This window comes from Mycobacterium sp. C31M, from assembly GCF_053345865.1.
In genome coordinates, this window is sequence record NZ_JBKFAX010000031.1 from 28,255 (window position 1) to 43,385 (window position 15,131).

The 15,131-nt window shown below is 66.9% G+C and carries 20 protein-coding genes; 11 read left to right on the forward strand and 9 right to left on the reverse strand.

Annotated elements, in window-relative coordinates; all coding sequences use genetic code 11:
• Positions 1-67 precede the first annotated feature (67 nt).
• Positions 68-214, forward strand: coding sequence for a hypothetical protein (locus ACLBYA_RS30675; RefSeq protein ID WP_447713248.1), 147 nt, complete (start codon positions 68-70; stop codon positions 212-214).
• Here the strand turns inward: ACLBYA_RS30675 and ACLBYA_RS30680 are convergent.
• The 5 genes from ACLBYA_RS30680 to ACLBYA_RS30700 are packed head-to-tail and all read right to left on the reverse strand — an operon-like array spanning position 204 to position 4,400.
• Entirely contained in the window at positions 204-755 is a 552-nt protein-coding gene (locus ACLBYA_RS30680) for an isochorismatase family protein (RefSeq protein WP_447713249.1), read from the reverse strand. The genes ACLBYA_RS30675 and ACLBYA_RS30680 overlap by 11 nt on opposite strands.
• 18 nt (positions 756-773) lie before the next feature.
• A complete protein-coding gene (locus ACLBYA_RS30685) occupies positions 774-2,045 on the reverse strand; it encodes a hypothetical protein (RefSeq protein ID WP_447713250.1) in 1,272 nt (423 codons plus the stop codon).
• On the reverse strand, positions 2,042-2,431 hold the full coding sequence (locus ACLBYA_RS30690) for a hypothetical protein (protein ID WP_447713251.1): 390 nt from the start codon (positions 2,429-2,431) through the stop codon (positions 2,042-2,044). The genes ACLBYA_RS30685 and ACLBYA_RS30690 overlap by 4 nt, the downstream gene beginning before the upstream one ends.
• Entirely contained in the window at positions 2,428-2,577 is a 150-nt protein-coding gene (locus ACLBYA_RS30695) for a hypothetical protein (protein WP_447713252.1), read from the reverse strand. Before ACLBYA_RS30695 ends, ACLBYA_RS30690 begins: the two co-directional genes overlap by 4 nt.
• Complete coding sequence (locus tag ACLBYA_RS30700) at positions 2,574-4,400, reverse strand: hypothetical protein (protein ID WP_447713253.1); 1,827 nt, start codon at positions 4,398-4,400, stop codon at positions 2,574-2,576. Before ACLBYA_RS30700 ends, ACLBYA_RS30695 begins: the two co-directional genes overlap by 4 nt.
• Positions 4,401-4,507: 107 nt before the next feature.
• On the opposite strand from ACLBYA_RS30700, the gene ACLBYA_RS30705 reads away from it, so the two are divergent.
• From ACLBYA_RS30705 to ACLBYA_RS30720, 4 genes are all read left to right on the forward strand, one after another.
• Positions 4,508-5,047: a hypothetical protein gene (locus ACLBYA_RS30705; RefSeq protein ID WP_447713254.1), complete on the forward strand. Its 540-nt coding sequence runs from the start codon at positions 4,508-4,510 to the stop codon at positions 5,045-5,047.
• A 67-nt stretch (positions 5,048-5,114) separates the two neighbouring features.
• The gene (locus ACLBYA_RS30710; protein ID WP_447713255.1) at positions 5,115-6,362 is read left to right on the forward strand and encodes a glycosyltransferase family 4 protein; all 1,248 of its coding nucleotides are present in this window, start codon (positions 5,115-5,117) and stop codon (positions 6,360-6,362) included.
• Positions 6,356-7,090: a class I SAM-dependent methyltransferase gene (locus ACLBYA_RS30715; protein WP_447713256.1), complete on the forward strand. Its 735-nt coding sequence runs from the start codon at positions 6,356-6,358 to the stop codon at positions 7,088-7,090. Before ACLBYA_RS30710 ends, ACLBYA_RS30715 begins: the two co-directional genes overlap by 7 nt.
• 1 nt (position 7,091) lies before the next feature.
• The gene (locus ACLBYA_RS30720; RefSeq protein WP_447713257.1) at positions 7,092-8,159 is read left to right on the forward strand and encodes a prenyltransferase; all 1,068 of its coding nucleotides are present in this window, start codon (positions 7,092-7,094) and stop codon (positions 8,157-8,159) included.
• Here the strand turns inward: ACLBYA_RS30720 and ACLBYA_RS30725 are convergent.
• Entirely contained in the window at positions 8,156-8,803 is a 648-nt protein-coding gene (locus ACLBYA_RS30725; RefSeq protein WP_447713258.1) for a class I SAM-dependent methyltransferase, read from the reverse strand. The two genes, ACLBYA_RS30720 and ACLBYA_RS30725, sit on opposite strands and share 4 nt — an antisense overlap.
• A gap of 53 nt (positions 8,804-8,856) precedes the next feature.
• Between ACLBYA_RS30725 and ACLBYA_RS30730 the strand changes: the two genes are divergently transcribed.
• Positions 8,857-9,426 (forward strand): TetR/AcrR family transcriptional regulator, encoded by a 570-nt coding sequence (locus tag ACLBYA_RS30730; protein ID WP_447713259.1) that lies wholly within the window; start codon positions 8,857-8,859, stop codon positions 9,424-9,426.
• Here ACLBYA_RS30730 and ACLBYA_RS30735 read toward each other — a convergent pair.
• Complete coding sequence (locus tag ACLBYA_RS30735; protein ID WP_447713260.1) at positions 9,394-9,999, reverse strand: TetR/AcrR family transcriptional regulator; 606 nt, start codon at positions 9,997-9,999, stop codon at positions 9,394-9,396. The two genes, ACLBYA_RS30730 and ACLBYA_RS30735, sit on opposite strands and share 33 nt — an antisense overlap.
• A 105-nt stretch (positions 10,000-10,104) precedes the next feature.
• Between ACLBYA_RS30735 and ACLBYA_RS30740 the strand changes: the two genes are divergently transcribed.
• Entirely contained in the window at positions 10,105-11,421 is a 1,317-nt protein-coding gene (locus tag ACLBYA_RS30740; protein ID WP_447713261.1) for a cytochrome P450, read from the forward strand.
• On the opposite strand, the gene msrA is transcribed toward ACLBYA_RS30740, so the two are convergent.
• On the reverse strand, positions 11,418-11,927 hold the full coding sequence (msrA, locus tag ACLBYA_RS30745; RefSeq protein WP_447713262.1) for a peptide-methionine (S)-S-oxide reductase MsrA: 510 nt from the start codon (positions 11,925-11,927) through the stop codon (positions 11,418-11,420). The two genes, ACLBYA_RS30740 and msrA, sit on opposite strands and share 4 nt — an antisense overlap.
• A gap of 154 nt (positions 11,928-12,081) precedes the next feature.
• Between msrA and ACLBYA_RS30750 the strand changes: the two genes are divergently transcribed.
• The 4 genes from ACLBYA_RS30750 to ACLBYA_RS30765 are packed head-to-tail and all read left to right on the forward strand — an operon-like array spanning position 12,082 to position 14,798.
• On the forward strand, positions 12,082-12,456 hold the full coding sequence (locus ACLBYA_RS30750; protein WP_447713263.1) for a hypothetical protein: 375 nt from the start codon (positions 12,082-12,084) through the stop codon (positions 12,454-12,456).
• Positions 12,457-12,476: 20 nt separating this feature from the next.
• Complete coding sequence (locus tag ACLBYA_RS30755) at positions 12,477-12,971, forward strand: nuclear transport factor 2 family protein (protein ID WP_447713264.1); 495 nt, start codon at positions 12,477-12,479, stop codon at positions 12,969-12,971.
• Positions 12,968-13,975: an NAD-dependent epimerase/dehydratase family protein gene (locus ACLBYA_RS30760; RefSeq protein ID WP_447713265.1), complete on the forward strand. Its 1,008-nt coding sequence runs from the start codon at positions 12,968-12,970 to the stop codon at positions 13,973-13,975. The genes ACLBYA_RS30755 and ACLBYA_RS30760 overlap by 4 nt, the downstream gene beginning before the upstream one ends.
• A complete protein-coding gene (locus ACLBYA_RS30765; RefSeq protein ID WP_447713266.1) occupies positions 13,959-14,798 on the forward strand; it encodes a class I SAM-dependent methyltransferase in 840 nt (279 codons plus the stop codon). The genes ACLBYA_RS30760 and ACLBYA_RS30765 overlap by 17 nt, the downstream gene beginning before the upstream one ends.
• On the opposite strand, the gene ACLBYA_RS30770 is transcribed toward ACLBYA_RS30765, so the two are convergent.
• Positions 14,780-15,131: HNH endonuclease signature motif containing protein (locus tag ACLBYA_RS30770; protein WP_447713267.1), on the reverse strand; the 352-nt coding region annotated here is incomplete at its 5' end. The genes ACLBYA_RS30765 and ACLBYA_RS30770 overlap by 19 nt on opposite strands.

A 15,131-nucleotide genomic window follows, 5' to 3' on the forward strand; every position in this document is an offset into this window, starting at 1 on the left:
CACCCGCCGATTTCGCGGCAACTTTCCCCTACGGGTAGAGCTGCCGTACTCGTGAACGCCCCGATGAATGTGGCGTTCGGTCAACCTTTTTCCCGATGACGGATGCCACGAGCGGGCCGAGCAGGCCTGCGTGAAGTTGACCCGCCAACTCGGTTATGCGCAGGAACTCACCGAGCAGTTGGCCGACTATCGGTCGCCGGAACCTACTCCTTGACCTCGACACCGCGGGCCCGCAGCAGGGCTATCGCCTCGGTGGTCGAATCGGGGGCGACCCCGGCGCACAGCGGCAACAGCACCCGGGTACGTAACCCGGCGGCCGCGGCATCCAGCGCGGTGGCGCGGACGCAGTAGTCGGTGGCGATGCCGACCACGTCGACCGCATCGACCCGGCGCTGCGCCAGCCAGTCCGTCAGCGACGTGCCGTCGGCGTCGGTGCCCTCGAAACCGCTGTAGGCGGCCGAGAACTCACCCTTGGTGAACACCGCCTCCACGGCCGCCGGATCGAGATTCTCGTGGAAGTCCACGCCCGGGGTGCCCACCACACAGTGCCGCGGCCAGGATACCCGGTAGTCGGGGGTATCGGAGAAGTGCTCACCCGGATCGATGTGGAAGTCCATGGTCGCGACGATGTGGTCATAGTCGTGACCGTCGAGCAGTCCGGTGATCGCCGAAGCGACGGCCGCACCGCCGTCGACCGCCAGCGAACCTCCTTCGCAGAAGTCCTTCTGAACATCGACCACGATCAGCGCGCGCATACCTCAACCGTAGTCGTATCAGCCCCCGAAGAGCAGATAGAGCCCCAGGAAGGTGTATCCGACCATGACCAGCATCATCGCCAACTGTCCGGTCATCTGATGCCCCTTGGGGAGCACCCGCAGCGCCCGGTCGTGCGCGGCCACCACACCGGCGACGTGCCCGGCGAGCACAAAACCCACCTTGATCGACGCCAGCAGCGACGGATGGCTGGACAGCAGGTAATACACCTGGGCGTGGTCGAGCCACAGCAGCGCGTGTACGGTCTGTTGGCCCTTCTCGACCAGATAGGTCAGGTAGTGCGCGAACACATAGCCGATGACGATCGGGATGAGCGAATGCGCCATCAGGCCGGGCAGTTCGCGGCGCCGCCGGCGATCCACCCCGCCGGTGGCGGCCGCCGCGAGACTGAACGTCACCCCGACGGCGGTGACGAACACCAGCAGTCCGACTGTCTTGAGGACGCTGGCCGCCCAGACGGTCTCGGCGTGCTCGTCGACGAATCCTCGCCATCCCGGGATCGCCGAGAAACTGTCGAATGCGGTGGATCCCAACAGGATCGCGAGCACGGCCACGGTTCCGGGGCGCACCGGCAGCGACAGCAATCGGTTGAACGGGTTGCCGATCGCGATCCGCCCGTCCGGATTGCGCTGCCAGGGTGCGCAGCGTGAGGCGACCATGCTGTACACCTCGAACGGGTCGGCCCGCGCGCACCAGCGCGGACCGCACACCCAGGCGCCGGCCACGGTGACGGCCAGATACGTCAGCAACCAGATCTTCACGGCCGTCAGCGATCCCGGGTCGGGACTCGCCAGCTCCAGCCAGACGAAGGCGAAAAGTCCGGCGGCAGCCGGCCAATACCCGAGGCGCTGCGGATAGGAATTCTGTTTGGTCCGCACCACCGCCCGGATCGGGGACACTGCCCGCCACACCGGGCCGAACAATACCGAAACGGCCACCAGTCCCACCCACAGCAGTACGTAGAAAACCCCGGGCAGGGCGTTGGACGAATCCTGCGGGCCGAGTACCGCCGCAGCGGCGACCCAGATGGTGAAGGCGACCCCGGCGGCCGCGGCCACCCACCGGGTGGCGCGGGCATCAAGGCACCGGGTCACCCAGGCGGGAAGCGGCCTGCCCGGGGAGTCGGCGTCGAATCGTGGTGTGCGCCAGGCCAGGGCAACCAGCGCGAAGGTGAAGGTGAGTGTCCAGGCCGCGCCGACCACCGCGTAACTGAACGGGATCGGCAGGTCGGTGGACCCGCCGAGTCCGTGCGCCAGCAGGGTCGCGGTCACTGCACCGTGATGGTGGCGACGACGCGGTGCGCCCCGTGCAACTCGACGTCGACCTTGCCGGGCACCTCGACGGCGAACTGAAATGACTGCAGCGGTTCGGCTTTGACCTCGAAGGTGTGCTCGGGTGTGGCGTGCACATGCAACTCGTCAACGGCGTCACTGTTGACCCGGATCAGGATCGGCTGGTTGACACTCGCCTGCATCTGCTGATTGGTCGGGGTGACCTTCCCGTCGGCGATGGTGACGTCGATGACGACCCGTTCCGGCGGTGCCTGCTGATCGGTCATCGCGGGTACACCAGCCGGGGTGGATGACTGCGTGGTCGAGTCGGTGCCGCAGGCGGTCGCCAGCAGTGCCGTCGCAGCCAGGATCATCAGTGCTCTCAAGGGTTTTCCTCGCCTGTGTCGTCGTTGCCGTCGTCTGAGTTACGTCGATCCTTGATGGCCACCCAGGCGACCACCGCGGCGACGACGACCGCAGGCGCGAATGCCGGCAGCGCCAGCAGCAGCGAATGGTCGGCCTGCAGGGTCACGCCGTGGGTACCGGACTCTCCGAGGTTGCCTCGGCCCGCATCTCGCGGTCGTTGATCCGGCCGGCGCCCCAGCTCAGGGCGGCGATCAGGACCAGCGAGCAGAACAGCACCACAAACGATGCCGCGGTGAACAGCCAACTCGGCACGTCGAGATTACGTTCCCGTTGCAGCACACTGATTTCCGCGGCGAACGGTCGGTCGATGGCCGCCTCGGCGGGAACCTCCACGGCGCCGATCCCCGGGTCGGCGGCCAGGAAGATCGGGACCGCGGTCATGGTCCGGCCGTCCTGTACCCGCAACACCGTCTTCCAGGTGCCCCACACCGGCATCGGGCGGGTGGTCCGGTAGTGGCCCGGGCCGATGCGTTCCAGCTTGTCCACCACCAGTCCGCGGTCGTTGTCGGTGCCGCCCTGCCAGGCCAGTATGGACACCCATTCGGGGTCCTCGCCGACCAGATCCGCCGGGGTGATCCGGATATCGGCCGCAACCAGCCGCTGCCCGGCGGGGCTCGGCAGATCGGTGATGGTGACCTGTGCGCGGGCGTTCTCGGGCACCGTGATGGACAGTCCGTTGCCCACCGCGATACCGACGGTCAGCACCGCCGCGATGACCAGGCCGATCCCGACGGGACGGGCAGGCAGTCGCCGTCCGGTCAGCACGATCGCCAGCAGTGCACCGCACATGCCCATGGTGACGGCCACCGGGACCGTCGTGAGCAGCGTCTCGACCCACATGCTCGCCGGCCAGGAGTACATGAACACCGCGTCGATCCAGAACGATTCCAGCCACAGCCCGACCGAGCCGACACCGACACCGGCGACCGCCCCGAACAGGATGGGCCGCTTGGTAAGTGGGGTCAGCGCCAGTAGTTCGATGACGACGGCCGGGCCGAGATACAGCGCGAACCAACTCAGCGGAGCACCCAGCACCGGGCCGACCGCCACCGCCACGATGCCGCGGATCAGCAGTGCGAAAGCGATCGCAGCCAAGGCGGCACCGCGACCCAGCGTGAGCCGGGCCGCCACCAGCGCCGGCGCCGCCGCGGCGGCTACCAGCATCGGGTGCAGCACCAGCCGGAACTGTTCGACACCGAAATCGTATTCGACCGGGAACACCGACAACCCGATCACCAGGCCGCCGAACGCGAAGTAGCGCAGGATCATTCGGGGGGCCAGTTCGGCCTCGCGCCCCATCGCGAGCCGGCCCTCGTGTTCCAGCAGCAACACCGCCACCAGCGACAGCCCGGCCCCGCCGATCAACATCAGGTGGGTGGGTCCCCACAGCGTGACGTCCTGGCCGAAGATGCGATGCCAGATGTCGTCGAGCGGGAAACCGATCAGCGCGTAGAGGCCACACGCCGCCATCAGCACCCCGCCCACCGGTGCGTACCAGGTCTTGGTGATCCGGATGGCGGCCGGTCCGGGTTTGCCATACGGCAGGATCATCGCCAGCGATCCGGCGATGAACAGCAGGAACAACCCCAGCAGGATGAAATAGTGCGCCGGGTTGGCCAGCGGACCCGAATCGCGGCCCTTGCCGATGTGCAGTCCGACATCCCAGATGAAGCCGAACATCGCGCAGATGATCGTCGAGGTGAACAGCAGGGTCGGCAGCGCCACCCAGGGCGGCCGCTTCATCTTGTGGCCGACCTTGTTGGCCAGGGTGTCCAGCCAGGTGATGCGCCGCATCCGGTGCAGATAACCGATCCACAGCAGTCCCGCGGTGACGATGCCGGTGGCCACCGACAGCCCGAGCACCTGATCGAGCGCCGCTCCGCCGCCCTCGGTTCCCTCGACCGCCAGCACCGCTGCTGTGCCTGTCATGTCCACCCCCGGTCGACTCGTCGGCCCTGTTTCTTACTGGTCGGTAATGTTGCCAGAATCATTTATCCGAAACCAGGGGTACCGCAGCGTGACTAGCCTGGGCTGCGATGAAGCTGGCCGGTTATGCCCTGCGACAGCGGGACGGGATCAGCTGTGGCCCCACCGTCGCGGTGGTCGCGGCTGCGTTGCTGGACGATGGGTATAGACGCCGGCTCGACGACGGGCCGCAGTGGTTCGCCGCCGAACAGGGCCGGGTGCACCGTGAGGTGAACCGGGTGTGGCCACGTCGGCTCGGGATGACACCGCGGGGTCTGGCGGCCGCGGTCACCGCCCGAAGCGGGGTGCGCTACCGCTGGCGGCTGTGCCGCGGGCTGCTACCGATGCGGGTGGACATGATGTCCGATGTGCTGGCCGCGGTGCGGGCCGGCCACCCGGCGGCGATGCTCGTCGGCCGGTTCATTCCGCGGCACTGGGTGCTGATCGTCGCGGTCACCGGAGATCGGTTGCGCTGCTTCGATCCGGCGTCGGGTCAGATCCGCGAGGTGACGGTGTCGGCAGTCGCCGACGCGCGGCTGACCGGCCTCGGATTCCCGCGGCCGTTCGCGTTCGTACGGGCGGTGCAAGCCGGGACGCGTTGCGTCCCCTAGTTCGTCAAACTATAGTCTGGACACATGTCCAGTGAGCTTTTACCGCAGTTCAGCGGATTGAGCTGAAGTGCGTATCGCCTTACTGTCCTATCGCAGCAAGACCCATTGCGGTGGTCAGGGTGTCTACGTGCGGCATCTGTCCCGCGGTCTGGCCGAGCTCGGCCACGATGTGGAGGTCTTCTCCGGCCAGCCCTATCCCGACGGCCTGGACCCCCGCGTCCGGCTGACCAAGGTGCCCAGTCTGGACCTGTACCGCGAGCCCGATCCGTTCCGCGTCCCGCACCCGCGCGAGATCCGCGACCGCATCGACCTGGTGGAACTCCTGACCATGTGGTCGGCCGGTTTCCCGGAGCCCAAGACCTTCTGCATGCGGGTCAAGCGGATCATGGCGCAGCGCGGCGACGAGTTCGATGTCGTGCACGACAACCAGAGCCTGGGGGCCGCGCTGCTGGGCATCGCGGACCTGGGGCTGCCGGTGGTGGCCACCGTGCACCATCCGATCACCCGTGACCGGGTGCTGGAGGTGGCGGCCGCCAAATGGTGGCGCAAGCCGCTGGTGCGGCGCTGGTACGCCTTCGCCGAGACGCAGAAGAAGGTGGCCCGGGCCATCCCCGAGTTGCTCACGGTGTCCTCCACCTCGGCGGCGGATATCGCCGAGGACTTCGGGGTGAGTGCCGACCAGTTGCACGTCGTACCGCTCGGCGTCGACACCGAGTTGTTCACACCCGCTCAGACGCGGGTGCCGGGTCGCATCATCGCGATCGCCAGCGCCGATGTCCCGCTCAAAGGTGTCGGGAATCTGCTGCACGCGGTGGCCCGGTTGCGGGCCCATCACAATCTGGACGTGCAGCTGGTGTCCAAGCTCGAGCCCAACGGCCCGACCGAGAAGTTGATCGCCGAGTTGGGTATCTCCGATATCGTGCACATCTCCAGCGGGCTGTCCGACGAGGATCTGGCCGGTCTGCTGGCATCGGCCGAGATCGCCTGCATCCCTTCCCTTTATGAGGGCTTCTCGCTGCCCGCAGTGGAGGCGATGGCCAGTGGGACGCCGATCGTGGCCAGCCGGGCCGGGGCGCTGCCGGAGGTGCTGGGCGCCGAGGGCGAATGTGCCCGATTGGTGCGGCCCGCCGATGTCGACGAGCTGACCGGGGTGTTGGGCGAACTGCTGGACTCGCCCGCCGAGCGGCACCGGCTCGGGGCCGCGGGGCGGCGTCGTGCCGTCGAGGTGTTCAGCTGGGAATCCGTTGCGGCGCAGACCGTTGCCGTTTATGAACGGGCCGCCGAAAGATCTGCGAAAGGACGCGCTGCGTGCTGACCGTCGACTATGACCGACTCGGAATCGGACCTGGCATATCGGTGATCGATGTCGGCTGCGGCGCGGGCAGGCACTCCTTCGAGGCCTACCGCCGTGGCGCCGACGTGATCGCGTTCGATCAGAGCGTCGAGGACCTCAACGATGTCGACGCCATCTTGGCCGCGATGAAGGAACAGGGCGAGGCGCCGGCGGCGGCGAAGGCCGAAGCGGTCAAGGGTGATGCCCTGGACCTGCCGTACGCCGACGGCACCTTCGACTGTGTGATCGCCTCGGAGATCCTGGAGCACGTGCCCTCCGACGACGCAGCCATCGCCGAGTTGGTCCGGGTGCTCAAACCCGGTGGTGCCCTTGCGGTGACGGTGCCGCGGTGGTTGCCGGAAAAGGTATGCTGGCTGCTCTCGGACGAGTACCACGCAAACGAGGGCGGGCATATCCGCATCTACAAGGCCGACGAGTTGCGCGACAAGATCGTCGGCCGTGGGATGCGCTTCACCCACGTTGAGCACGCGCACGCATTGCATGCGCCGTTCTGGTGGCTCAAATGTGCCGTCGGAGTGGACAAGCCGAACCATCCGCTGGTGGCGGGCTATCACAAGCTGTTGGTGTGGGACATGATGAGCCGGCCGTGGTTGACCAAGCAGGCCGAGACCGCCCTGAACCCGCTGATCGGTAAGAGCGTCGCTTTGTATTTTGAAAAGCCAGCCAATTCCAGAACCCCATCGGTGTGAGATGGCGGCCCACGAGATTCCCGGTGTGCCCGGCGTTCTGACACCGCAGCAGTGTCGTCAGACGGCGGTGTCCATCGCGGACACCCAGGAATCGTCGGGCGCCATCCCGTGGTCGGTGGGCGGGCATACCGACCCGTGGGATCACGTGGAGAACGCGATGGCGCTGTCGGTTGCCGGGTTGATCGAACCGGCCCGGGCCGCATTCGACTGGTGTCGCACCGCCCAGCGCGCCGACGGGTCCTGGCCGATCCAACTGCGTAACGGCGTCATCGAGGATGCCAACACCGACAGCAACTTCTGCGCCTATATCGCCACCGGCGTCTGGCATCACGTGCTGATCACCGGTGATCGGCGCTTCGCCGAGCGGATGTGGCCGACGGTGACCCGGGCGATCGACCTGGTGCTGACGATGCAGCTGCCCGGCGGTGAGATCGGCTGGGCCCGCAGCGATGCGGGGTTGATCGAGGAGGCGCTGCTGACCGGCTGCGCCAGCATCTATCACAGCATCCGGTGCGCGCTGGCGCTGGCGAACTACCTGGACGACCCGCAGCCCGAATGGGAGGTGGCGCTCGGGCAGCTGGGCCACGCCATCGCCGAGCATCCGCAATCGTTCAGCGCCAAGGACACCCACGCCATGGAGTGGTACTACCCGGTGCTCGGCGGTGCGCTGCGCGGCGCGGCCGCGCACGCCAGGATCGCGGAACGCTGGGACGATTTTGTGGTGGACGGGCTGGGGATCCGATGTGTCGACCACCGTCCGTGGGTCACCGGCGCCGAGACCTGCGAGCTGGTGATGGCCCTGGACGCCATCGGTGACCGTGTTCGTGCGCGGGAGCAGTTCGCGGCGATGCAACACCTGCGTGAGGTCGACGGATCCTATTGGACCGGACTGGTGTTCGCCGACGGCAAGCGCTGGCCCGAGGAGCGCACGACCTGGACCGGTGCGGCGATGATCCTGGCCGCCGATGCGCTGTCGAGCACCACCCCTGCCGCCGGCATCTTCCGCGCCGACCTGCCGCGCGGCCTGGAGGGCGAGTTCGACTGCGCCTGCGCGACGTCGGGACGCTAGCGGCGTTCCAGCAGGCGCAGCGAGCCGGTCGCCGACACCTCGCGGAAATCGCCGGAATCCAGTGCCCGGCGGTAGATGTGGAACGGGGCCTGGCCGCCGTCGTTCGGGTCGGGGAACACATCGTGGATGACCATGCCGCCGCCAGGGGCCACCCACTTGGCCCAGCCGTCGTAATCGCGCTGCGCGGCCTCCTCGGTGTGTCCGCCGTCGATGAACAGGAACTGCACCGGCGTCGCCCAGACTCGCGCCACCACAGGTGATTTGCCGACGATGGCGACCACATGGTCGTCCAGTCCGGCCAGGTCGAGGGTATGCCGCGCGGTGGGCAGCGTGTCGAAACGCCCGGTGACCGGGTCGACCAGGCTGGTGTCGTGGTATTCCCAACCCGGTTGGTGCTCCTCGGAGCCGTGGTGGTGATCGACGGTGTAGATGACAGCGTCGACCTGTGCAGCGGCCGCCCCGAGCAGCACCGTCGACTTGCCGCAGTAGGTACCGATCTCGACGCCGACACCACCGGGCAGGTAGTGCACCGCCGCGTCGTAGAGCGCGCGCCCCTCGTCGGCGGGCATGAATCCGGTGACCTGCTCGGCGAAGGCGAACAGGCGGGCGGCCTCGGACGGCAGGGCGGTCTCGGCGGTGCTCATGACCGATAACCTACCGTTGCTGGTGACCGTGGGGTGCAGTAGTGTCTGGACACGTGTCCGATGCGACTCTGGAGTCGACTCGCCGACGGTTGAGCGCCAAACAAGCCGATACCGTCGACCGCCTCGGTAAGGCCGCGCTCGATCTGCTGAGCCGGGAGGGTTTCGGCGCGCTGACCGTCCGCCGGGTGGCCGCCCAGGCCGGTGTCGGCGCCGCGACGGCGTACACCTATTTCTCCTCCAAGGAACATCTTGTCGCCGAGGTGTTCTGGCGTCGGCTGGCCGAATCACCCTTGGCCGCACACGAAACCGATGATCCGGCGACACGGGTGCTGGAGGTACTCGAGCACATCGCCTCATTGGTCGCCGGTGAGCCGGAGTTCGCCGGGGCGGTCACCAACGCGCTGCTGGGCAAGGATCCCGATGTCGACGTGTTGCGCGGCCGGATCGGTGCCGATATCCGGGCCCGGCTGGTCGCGGCGTTGGGGGCGGCGGTGGATCCCGATGTGATCGAAGCGCTGGAGCTGCTCTACACCGGGACCCTGGTCTGGGCCGGGATGGGTTACGAGGACTATCCGGAGATCTCGGTACGACTATTGAAGTCGGCGCGCCTGATCCTGCGGTAGGCCGGCGCCCAGCATCGCGACCGACGCGGTGATGGCGGGCTCGGTGATGGTGTCGACGGAGCGGCCGTCCTCGACGGTCAGCGCCGTCAGTTCACGTAGGCCACCGAGCAGGATCACCGCCAGTTCACGGCTGACCGGGGCGAGCCCGGCCCGTCGGAATCCCGGACTGCTGGACAGCTCGACAAGCATGTCGGTCAGGCCGGTGATGGCCGAGCGCTGGATGGAACGCACGGTCGTTCCCAGCGCTGGGAGCTCGCGGATCCAACTCAGCGTGATCGCCGGCCTGGCCCCGATATGGCCCACATAGGCTCGCACGGCCTGGTCGATCTGTCGGTCCCAGTCCGTGTCGGGGTCGACCGCAGCGCGGATCTCGGCGATCAGCTGCTCGTGGTCGGCCCGCAGGAGTTCCACGAAGGACTCTTCCTTGTCGGTGAACTCGCTGTAGAAGGTGCGCTTGGAGGTGCGGGCGTGGCGGACGATATCGGCGACGGTGCTGGCCCGATATCCACGTTCGGCGATGGACTCGGCCAGCCCGTCGAGCAGCCGGGCTCGAAACGACGTGTCGACCTGCATGCCCATTTCCTCGAAACACCTCTTGCCCGCCATCGGTACCACGGAGTACCGTAACTCACACACCCGTGGTACAGCGCAGTACCAACAACGGTCTGGAGAGTGTTCATGAGCGAAGCAACCGTCGAAACGGTCGAGTTCCCCGCCCCGCATCTGCCGCCGGGGCCGACCTTCAACCGCGCCCTGCTAGGGGTGGGATTGGCCTTGTTCCGGCGCCCCGTCGTCGCCCGTCTGGCCGACCGGTACGGCCCGGCGTTCACGATGGCCTTGCCGGTGTTCGGGCCGACGGTGATCGTCACCGATTCGCAGCTGGCCAAGCAGCTGTTCGCGGCCAACACCGACGATGTCGGCAATATCCAGCCCAACCTGTCCCGGATTCTGGGGGCCGGCTCGGTGTTTGCGCTCGACCGCACCGAGCATCGGCGTCGGCGCAAGTTGCTCACCCCGCCGTTCCACGGCAAGAGCATCAAGAACTACGAGCAGATCTTCGAAGAGGAGACTTTGCGCGAGTCCGCGAATTGGCCTGTCGGAAAAGAGTTTCCGACGCTGGAACCGATGATGCGGATCACTCTCAATGCCATTCTGCGCGCGGTGTTCGGTGCCGACGGCGCGCATCTGGACGAGCTGCGCCGGATCATCCCGCCCTGGGTGACCCTGGGCTCACGGTGCGCGACCCTGCCGACACCCAAGCGCGAGTACGGGCGCTGGCATCCGTGGGGGAGGCTGGCCGATTACCGTCGCCGCTACGACGAGGTGGTCGGTCGCCTGATCGACGATGTCGCGGCCGACCCGCGACTCGACGAGCGTGACGATGTGTTGGCACTGCTGCTGCGCAGCACCTACGAGGACGGTAGCGCGATGTCGCGGCAGGATGTCGCCGACGAGCTGCTGACCCTGCTGGCCGCCGGGCACGAGACGACGGCGTCGACGTTGGCCTGGGTTTTCGAGCGGATCAGCCGGCATCCCGAGGTGTTGGCTCGATTGGTCGACGAAGCCGACAGTGACCAGAACGAGTACCGGCAGGCCGTCATCCTGGAGACCCAACGGGCCCGCACCGTCATCGACTTCTCCGGCAGACATGTGTATGCGCCGGCCTTCGAACTCGGGGAATGGGTTGTCCCGCAGGGGCATTCGATCGTGGTCAGTCTGTCGCAGCTACACGAGCGCGAGTTCGACGATGCGGCGCGTTTCGACCCGCAGCGGTTCATCGGTAACCGGCCGCCGCTGGCCTGGGTGCCCTACGGCGGCGGCACCCGACGCTGTGTGGGTGCGGTCTTCGCCAATGTCGAGATGGACGTCGTATTACGCACCGTGCTGCGGCATTTCACCGTCGCCACCACCACCGCGCCGGACGAGAAGGTCCACTCGCGTGGAGTGGCCTTCACGCCCAAGCGCGGTGGACGGGTGGTCGTGCACCGGCGCTAAACTTCAGCGCGCTTGGGCAGCTTCCAGCCCGGCCGTGGGAAGTGGCAGGTGTACCCGGTGGGGTAGCGCACCAGGTAGTCCTGATGCTCGGGCTCGGCCTCCCAGAAGTCGGCCTCCGGGACCACCTCGGTGACCACCTTGCCCGGCCACAGTCCGGAGGCATCCACGTCGGCGATGGTGTCGAGCGCGACCGACTTCTGGTCGTCGTCGACATAGAAAATCGCCGACCGGTAGCTGGAGCCCACATCGTTGCCCTGACGGTTCTTCGTCGACGGGTCGTGGATCTGGAAGAAGAACTCCAGCAAAGCCCGGTAGTCGGTCTTCGCGGGATCGAAGATGATCTCGATGGCCTCGGCATGGCCCGGGTGATTGCGGTAGGTGGCGTGCTCGTTCTGCCCGCCGGTGTAGCCGACCCGGGTGGACACCACGCCGGGCTGCTTACGGATCAGATCCTGCATTCCCCAGAAGCAGCCGCCGGCCAGAATCGCCTTCTGGAAGTCGCTCATGACGACATCCCTCCTCTATCTCGTCGAAATATGGGCTACTCACGTCGAGCCTCCATTGTGCTCCGCCGTTACGGTGGAACCCATGCGTAGAGCTGTAACAACAGCACTCCTCTGCCTAATCCATGCGAGTGTCCTGCTGGCGGCCGGTTTTCCGGTGGCATCGGCCGAACCTCTCGATCCCGCCGAGCCACCGCCGGAGGTGCCTGCCGACCCGGCGCGCTCGGTCTTCACCGACAATCCGCAGATCCTCAATCCACACGCCACCCTCGTCGAGTCCTGGAGTCGTGACGGTGACGGCCTGGTGGTCAACTTCGCCTCCGGCGCTCCCGACTGCTTCGGGGTGCATGTGCTGGTGCAGGAGACGCCCGAGTCGGTGACCGTGGACCTCAACGGCGGGATGCCGCCGGCCTCCATCGGGCGGATGTGCATTGCGCAGGCGGTGCCCGGCAGCGTCGTGGTACCGCTCGACGGGCCGTTGGGTGATCGCCAGGTGCTCGCCGTTGCCGACGCCCTCGACAAACCGAGCTAGAACGTGTTCTAGTTCATGATGTGACGTTGTTCACCCCTGACGAGCTGACCGAGGCCTACGCCACCTTCGAGGCAACCGTGGCGCGTGCCGCGCTCACCCGGGACTGGGATCCGTGGGTGGACCAGTACACACCCGACGTCGAATACGTCGAACACGCGGCCGGCACGATGCGTGGCCGGGAAGAGGTCCGGCCGTGGATCTGGAAGACCATGGAGTCGTTTCCCGGCAACCACATGACGGCGTTCCCGTCGCTGTGGTCGGTGATCGACGAGACCACCTCGCGCATCATCTGCGAGCTCGACAACCCGATGCGCGACCCGGGCGACGGCACCATCATCAGCGCCACCAACATCTCGATCCTGACCTATGCCGGTGACGGTCTGTGGCGGCGTCAGGAGGACATCTACAACCCGCTGAGGTTCGTGTCGGCGGCGATGAAGTGGTGCAAGAAAGCCAAGGAGTTGGGCTCCCTGGACGACGAGGCCGCCGCGTGGATGCAGAGCATGGCCCGATGAGCGTCGCATTGGTCATCGGTGCCAACGGTTACCTCGGTTCGCACCTGACCCGTCAACTGGTCGCCGACGGTCACGAGGTCCGGGTGATGGTGCGCGATGGTGCCAACACCATCGGCATCGACGATCTGGATGTCCAGCGATATGTCGGCGACATCTGGGACAACGATGTGCTGCGCAAGGCGATGACGGGCGCCGAGGTCGTCTACTACTGCGTGGTCGACACCCGCGGTTGGCTGCGCGACCCGTCGCCGCTGTTCCGGACCAATATCGAGGGCACCCGCAATGTGCTGGACATCGCGGTGGAACCCGAGATCGCATCCGGCCTGCAGAAGTTCGTGTTCACCAGCAGCTACGCGACGGTCGGTCGGCGCCGCGGCCGGGTGGCCACCGAGGAAGACGTCATCGGTGAACGCGGGCTGACACCGTATGTGCGCTCCCGTGTGCAGGCCGAGAAGCTGGTGCTGTCCTATGCCCGCGAACGTGGGTTGCCCGCGGTGGCCATGTGCGTGTCCACCACCTATGGCGGCAAGGACTGGGGTCGCACGCCGCACGGTGCGATCATCGCCGGTGCCGCGTTCGGGAAGCTGCCGTTCGTGATGAGCGGTATCGAGTTGGAGGCCGTCGGCGTCGACGATGCTGCCCGCGCTATGATCTTGGCCGCCGAAAAAGGCAGGGTCGGCGAGCGTTACCTGATCTCGGAGAAGATGATCAGCAACGCAGAGGTGGCGCGCATCGCCGCCGAGACCGCCGGGGTGCCCGCGCCGTCGCGTTCGATCCCGTTGCCGTTGACCTACCTGTTGGCCACCATGGGCACCGTGAAGGGCCGGTTGCGCAAGACCGACGAACGCCTGTCGCTGGCCTCGTTGCGGTTGATGCGAGCCGAGGCCCCGGTGGACTGCAGCAAGGCCCATCGCGAATTCGGTTGGCAGCCCAACCCGGTAGAGGATTCGATCGCCGACGCGGCCCGGTTCTGGGTGGGACTGCGGAATGCCCGAAAGAAGTGAGCCGGTGCGGGTCGATCTGACCGGCGCGCCGCAGACCATGTTGGCCACGCTGTACGCGAAGGCCCTCGATGCCGCACTGCCGCAGCCGATTCTGGGTGATCACTGGGCTGCCGAACTCGTCGACCGTATCGACTACGACTGGGCGCAGACGACCATCGATGCCCGGCGGTCGCCGGCGGTGACGACACGATCTGCGCAGTTCGACCGTTGGGTGCGCCAGTTCCTGGCGGTGCATCCCAAAGCCGTTGTGCTGCATCTCGGGTGCGGGCTGGACAGTCGGTATCTGCGGTTGGCGCCGGGGCTCGATGTGCAGTGGTTCGACATCGACTATCCCGAGGTGACCGGACTGCGCAGAAGCCTGCTGCCGGCCGGTGGGCACAGCTACCACACCATCGCGGCATCGGTCACCGATCCCGCGTGGCTGCAGGATATTCCGACCGACGTGCCGCTGCTGGCACTCGGCGAGGGTCTGACCATGTACCTGACCGCGACAGACGGGCTGGACCTGCTGAACCGGATCGTCGGCCACGGTGCCGCCGGCGGCGAACTGCAATTCGATGCCTTCAATCGGATGGGCATCCGGGCCCAGTGGAGCAATACCGTGGTGCGCCGGTCCGGAGCGACGCTGCACTGGGGTATCGACGGTCCCGAAACCATCTTGACCGCCGTCCCCAGCACCCGGCTGCTGGCCCGGGTGGGAGCGTTCGACGCCCCGGGCTTCGACCGGGTGCCCTTCGGGTACCGCGCGTTGGCACGGGCTATGTCGATGGTCCCGGCGCTGCGCTATATGGCGTCGTTTCATCGTTATGCCTTCGGCGGTTGATCCGAGTCATCCTCGCGCTCGGGTTCTTCGGGCCGGCTGAGTAATTCTTCCGGGTGGAAGTGGTGGTTGATGGTGTCTTGTCCGGTGTCCATGAGTGGTGGTGGGTACCAGTGGGCGCGGCCGGTGGTGGGGTCGATCTTGGTGGTCCAGCCCAGTTCGGCCAGCAGGTTGTCCGGTCCGCAACCCAAGGCCAGGGTCGGGGCATCGGTGTAGCCGCCGTGAGCCCAGCTGGGATCGGCGTGATGAGCCTGGGTGAGGTTGGCACAGCGGGTGCAGCCCGGCCGGGTACAGCCGCGGTCACGGTTGTAGAGCAGCAGCCGTTGAGCCTTGGTG

What these genes read in the sequence shown, in the direction of transcription:
- ACLBYA_RS30675 (WP_447713248.1), top strand. Translation starts at nt 68, where the DNA reads ATGTGGCGTTCGGTCAACCTTTTTCCCGATGACGGATGCCACGAGCGG.
- ACLBYA_RS30680 (WP_447713249.1), bottom strand. Translation starts at nt 755, where the DNA reads ATGCGCGCGCTGATCGTGGTCGATGTTCAGAAGGACTTCTGCGAAGGA.
- ACLBYA_RS30700 (WP_447713253.1), bottom strand. Translation starts at nt 4,400, where the DNA reads ATGACAGGCACAGCAGCGGTGCTGGCGGTCGAGGGAACCGAGGGCGGC.
- ACLBYA_RS30705 (WP_447713254.1), top strand. Translation starts at nt 4,508, where the DNA reads ATGAAGCTGGCCGGTTATGCCCTGCGACAGCGGGACGGGATCAGCTGT.
- ACLBYA_RS30720 (WP_447713257.1), top strand. Translation starts at nt 7,092, where the DNA reads ATGGCGGCCCACGAGATTCCCGGTGTGCCCGGCGTTCTGACACCGCAG.
- ACLBYA_RS30725 (WP_447713258.1), bottom strand. Translation starts at nt 8,803, where the DNA reads ATGAGCACCGCCGAGACCGCCCTGCCGTCCGAGGCCGCCCGCCTGTTC.
- ACLBYA_RS30735 (WP_447713260.1), bottom strand. Translation starts at nt 9,999, where the DNA reads ATGCAGGTCGACACGTCGTTTCGAGCCCGGCTGCTCGACGGGCTGGCC.
- ACLBYA_RS30740 (WP_447713261.1), top strand. Translation starts at nt 10,105, where the DNA reads ATGAGCGAAGCAACCGTCGAAACGGTCGAGTTCCCCGCCCCGCATCTG.
- msrA (WP_447713262.1), bottom strand. Translation starts at nt 11,927, where the DNA reads ATGAGCGACTTCCAGAAGGCGATTCTGGCCGGCGGCTGCTTCTGGGGA.
- ACLBYA_RS30760 (WP_447713265.1), top strand. Translation starts at nt 12,968, where the DNA reads ATGAGCGTCGCATTGGTCATCGGTGCCAACGGTTACCTCGGTTCGCAC.
- ACLBYA_RS30765 (WP_447713266.1), top strand. Translation starts at nt 13,959, where the DNA reads ATGCCCGAAAGAAGTGAGCCGGTGCGGGTCGATCTGACCGGCGCGCCG.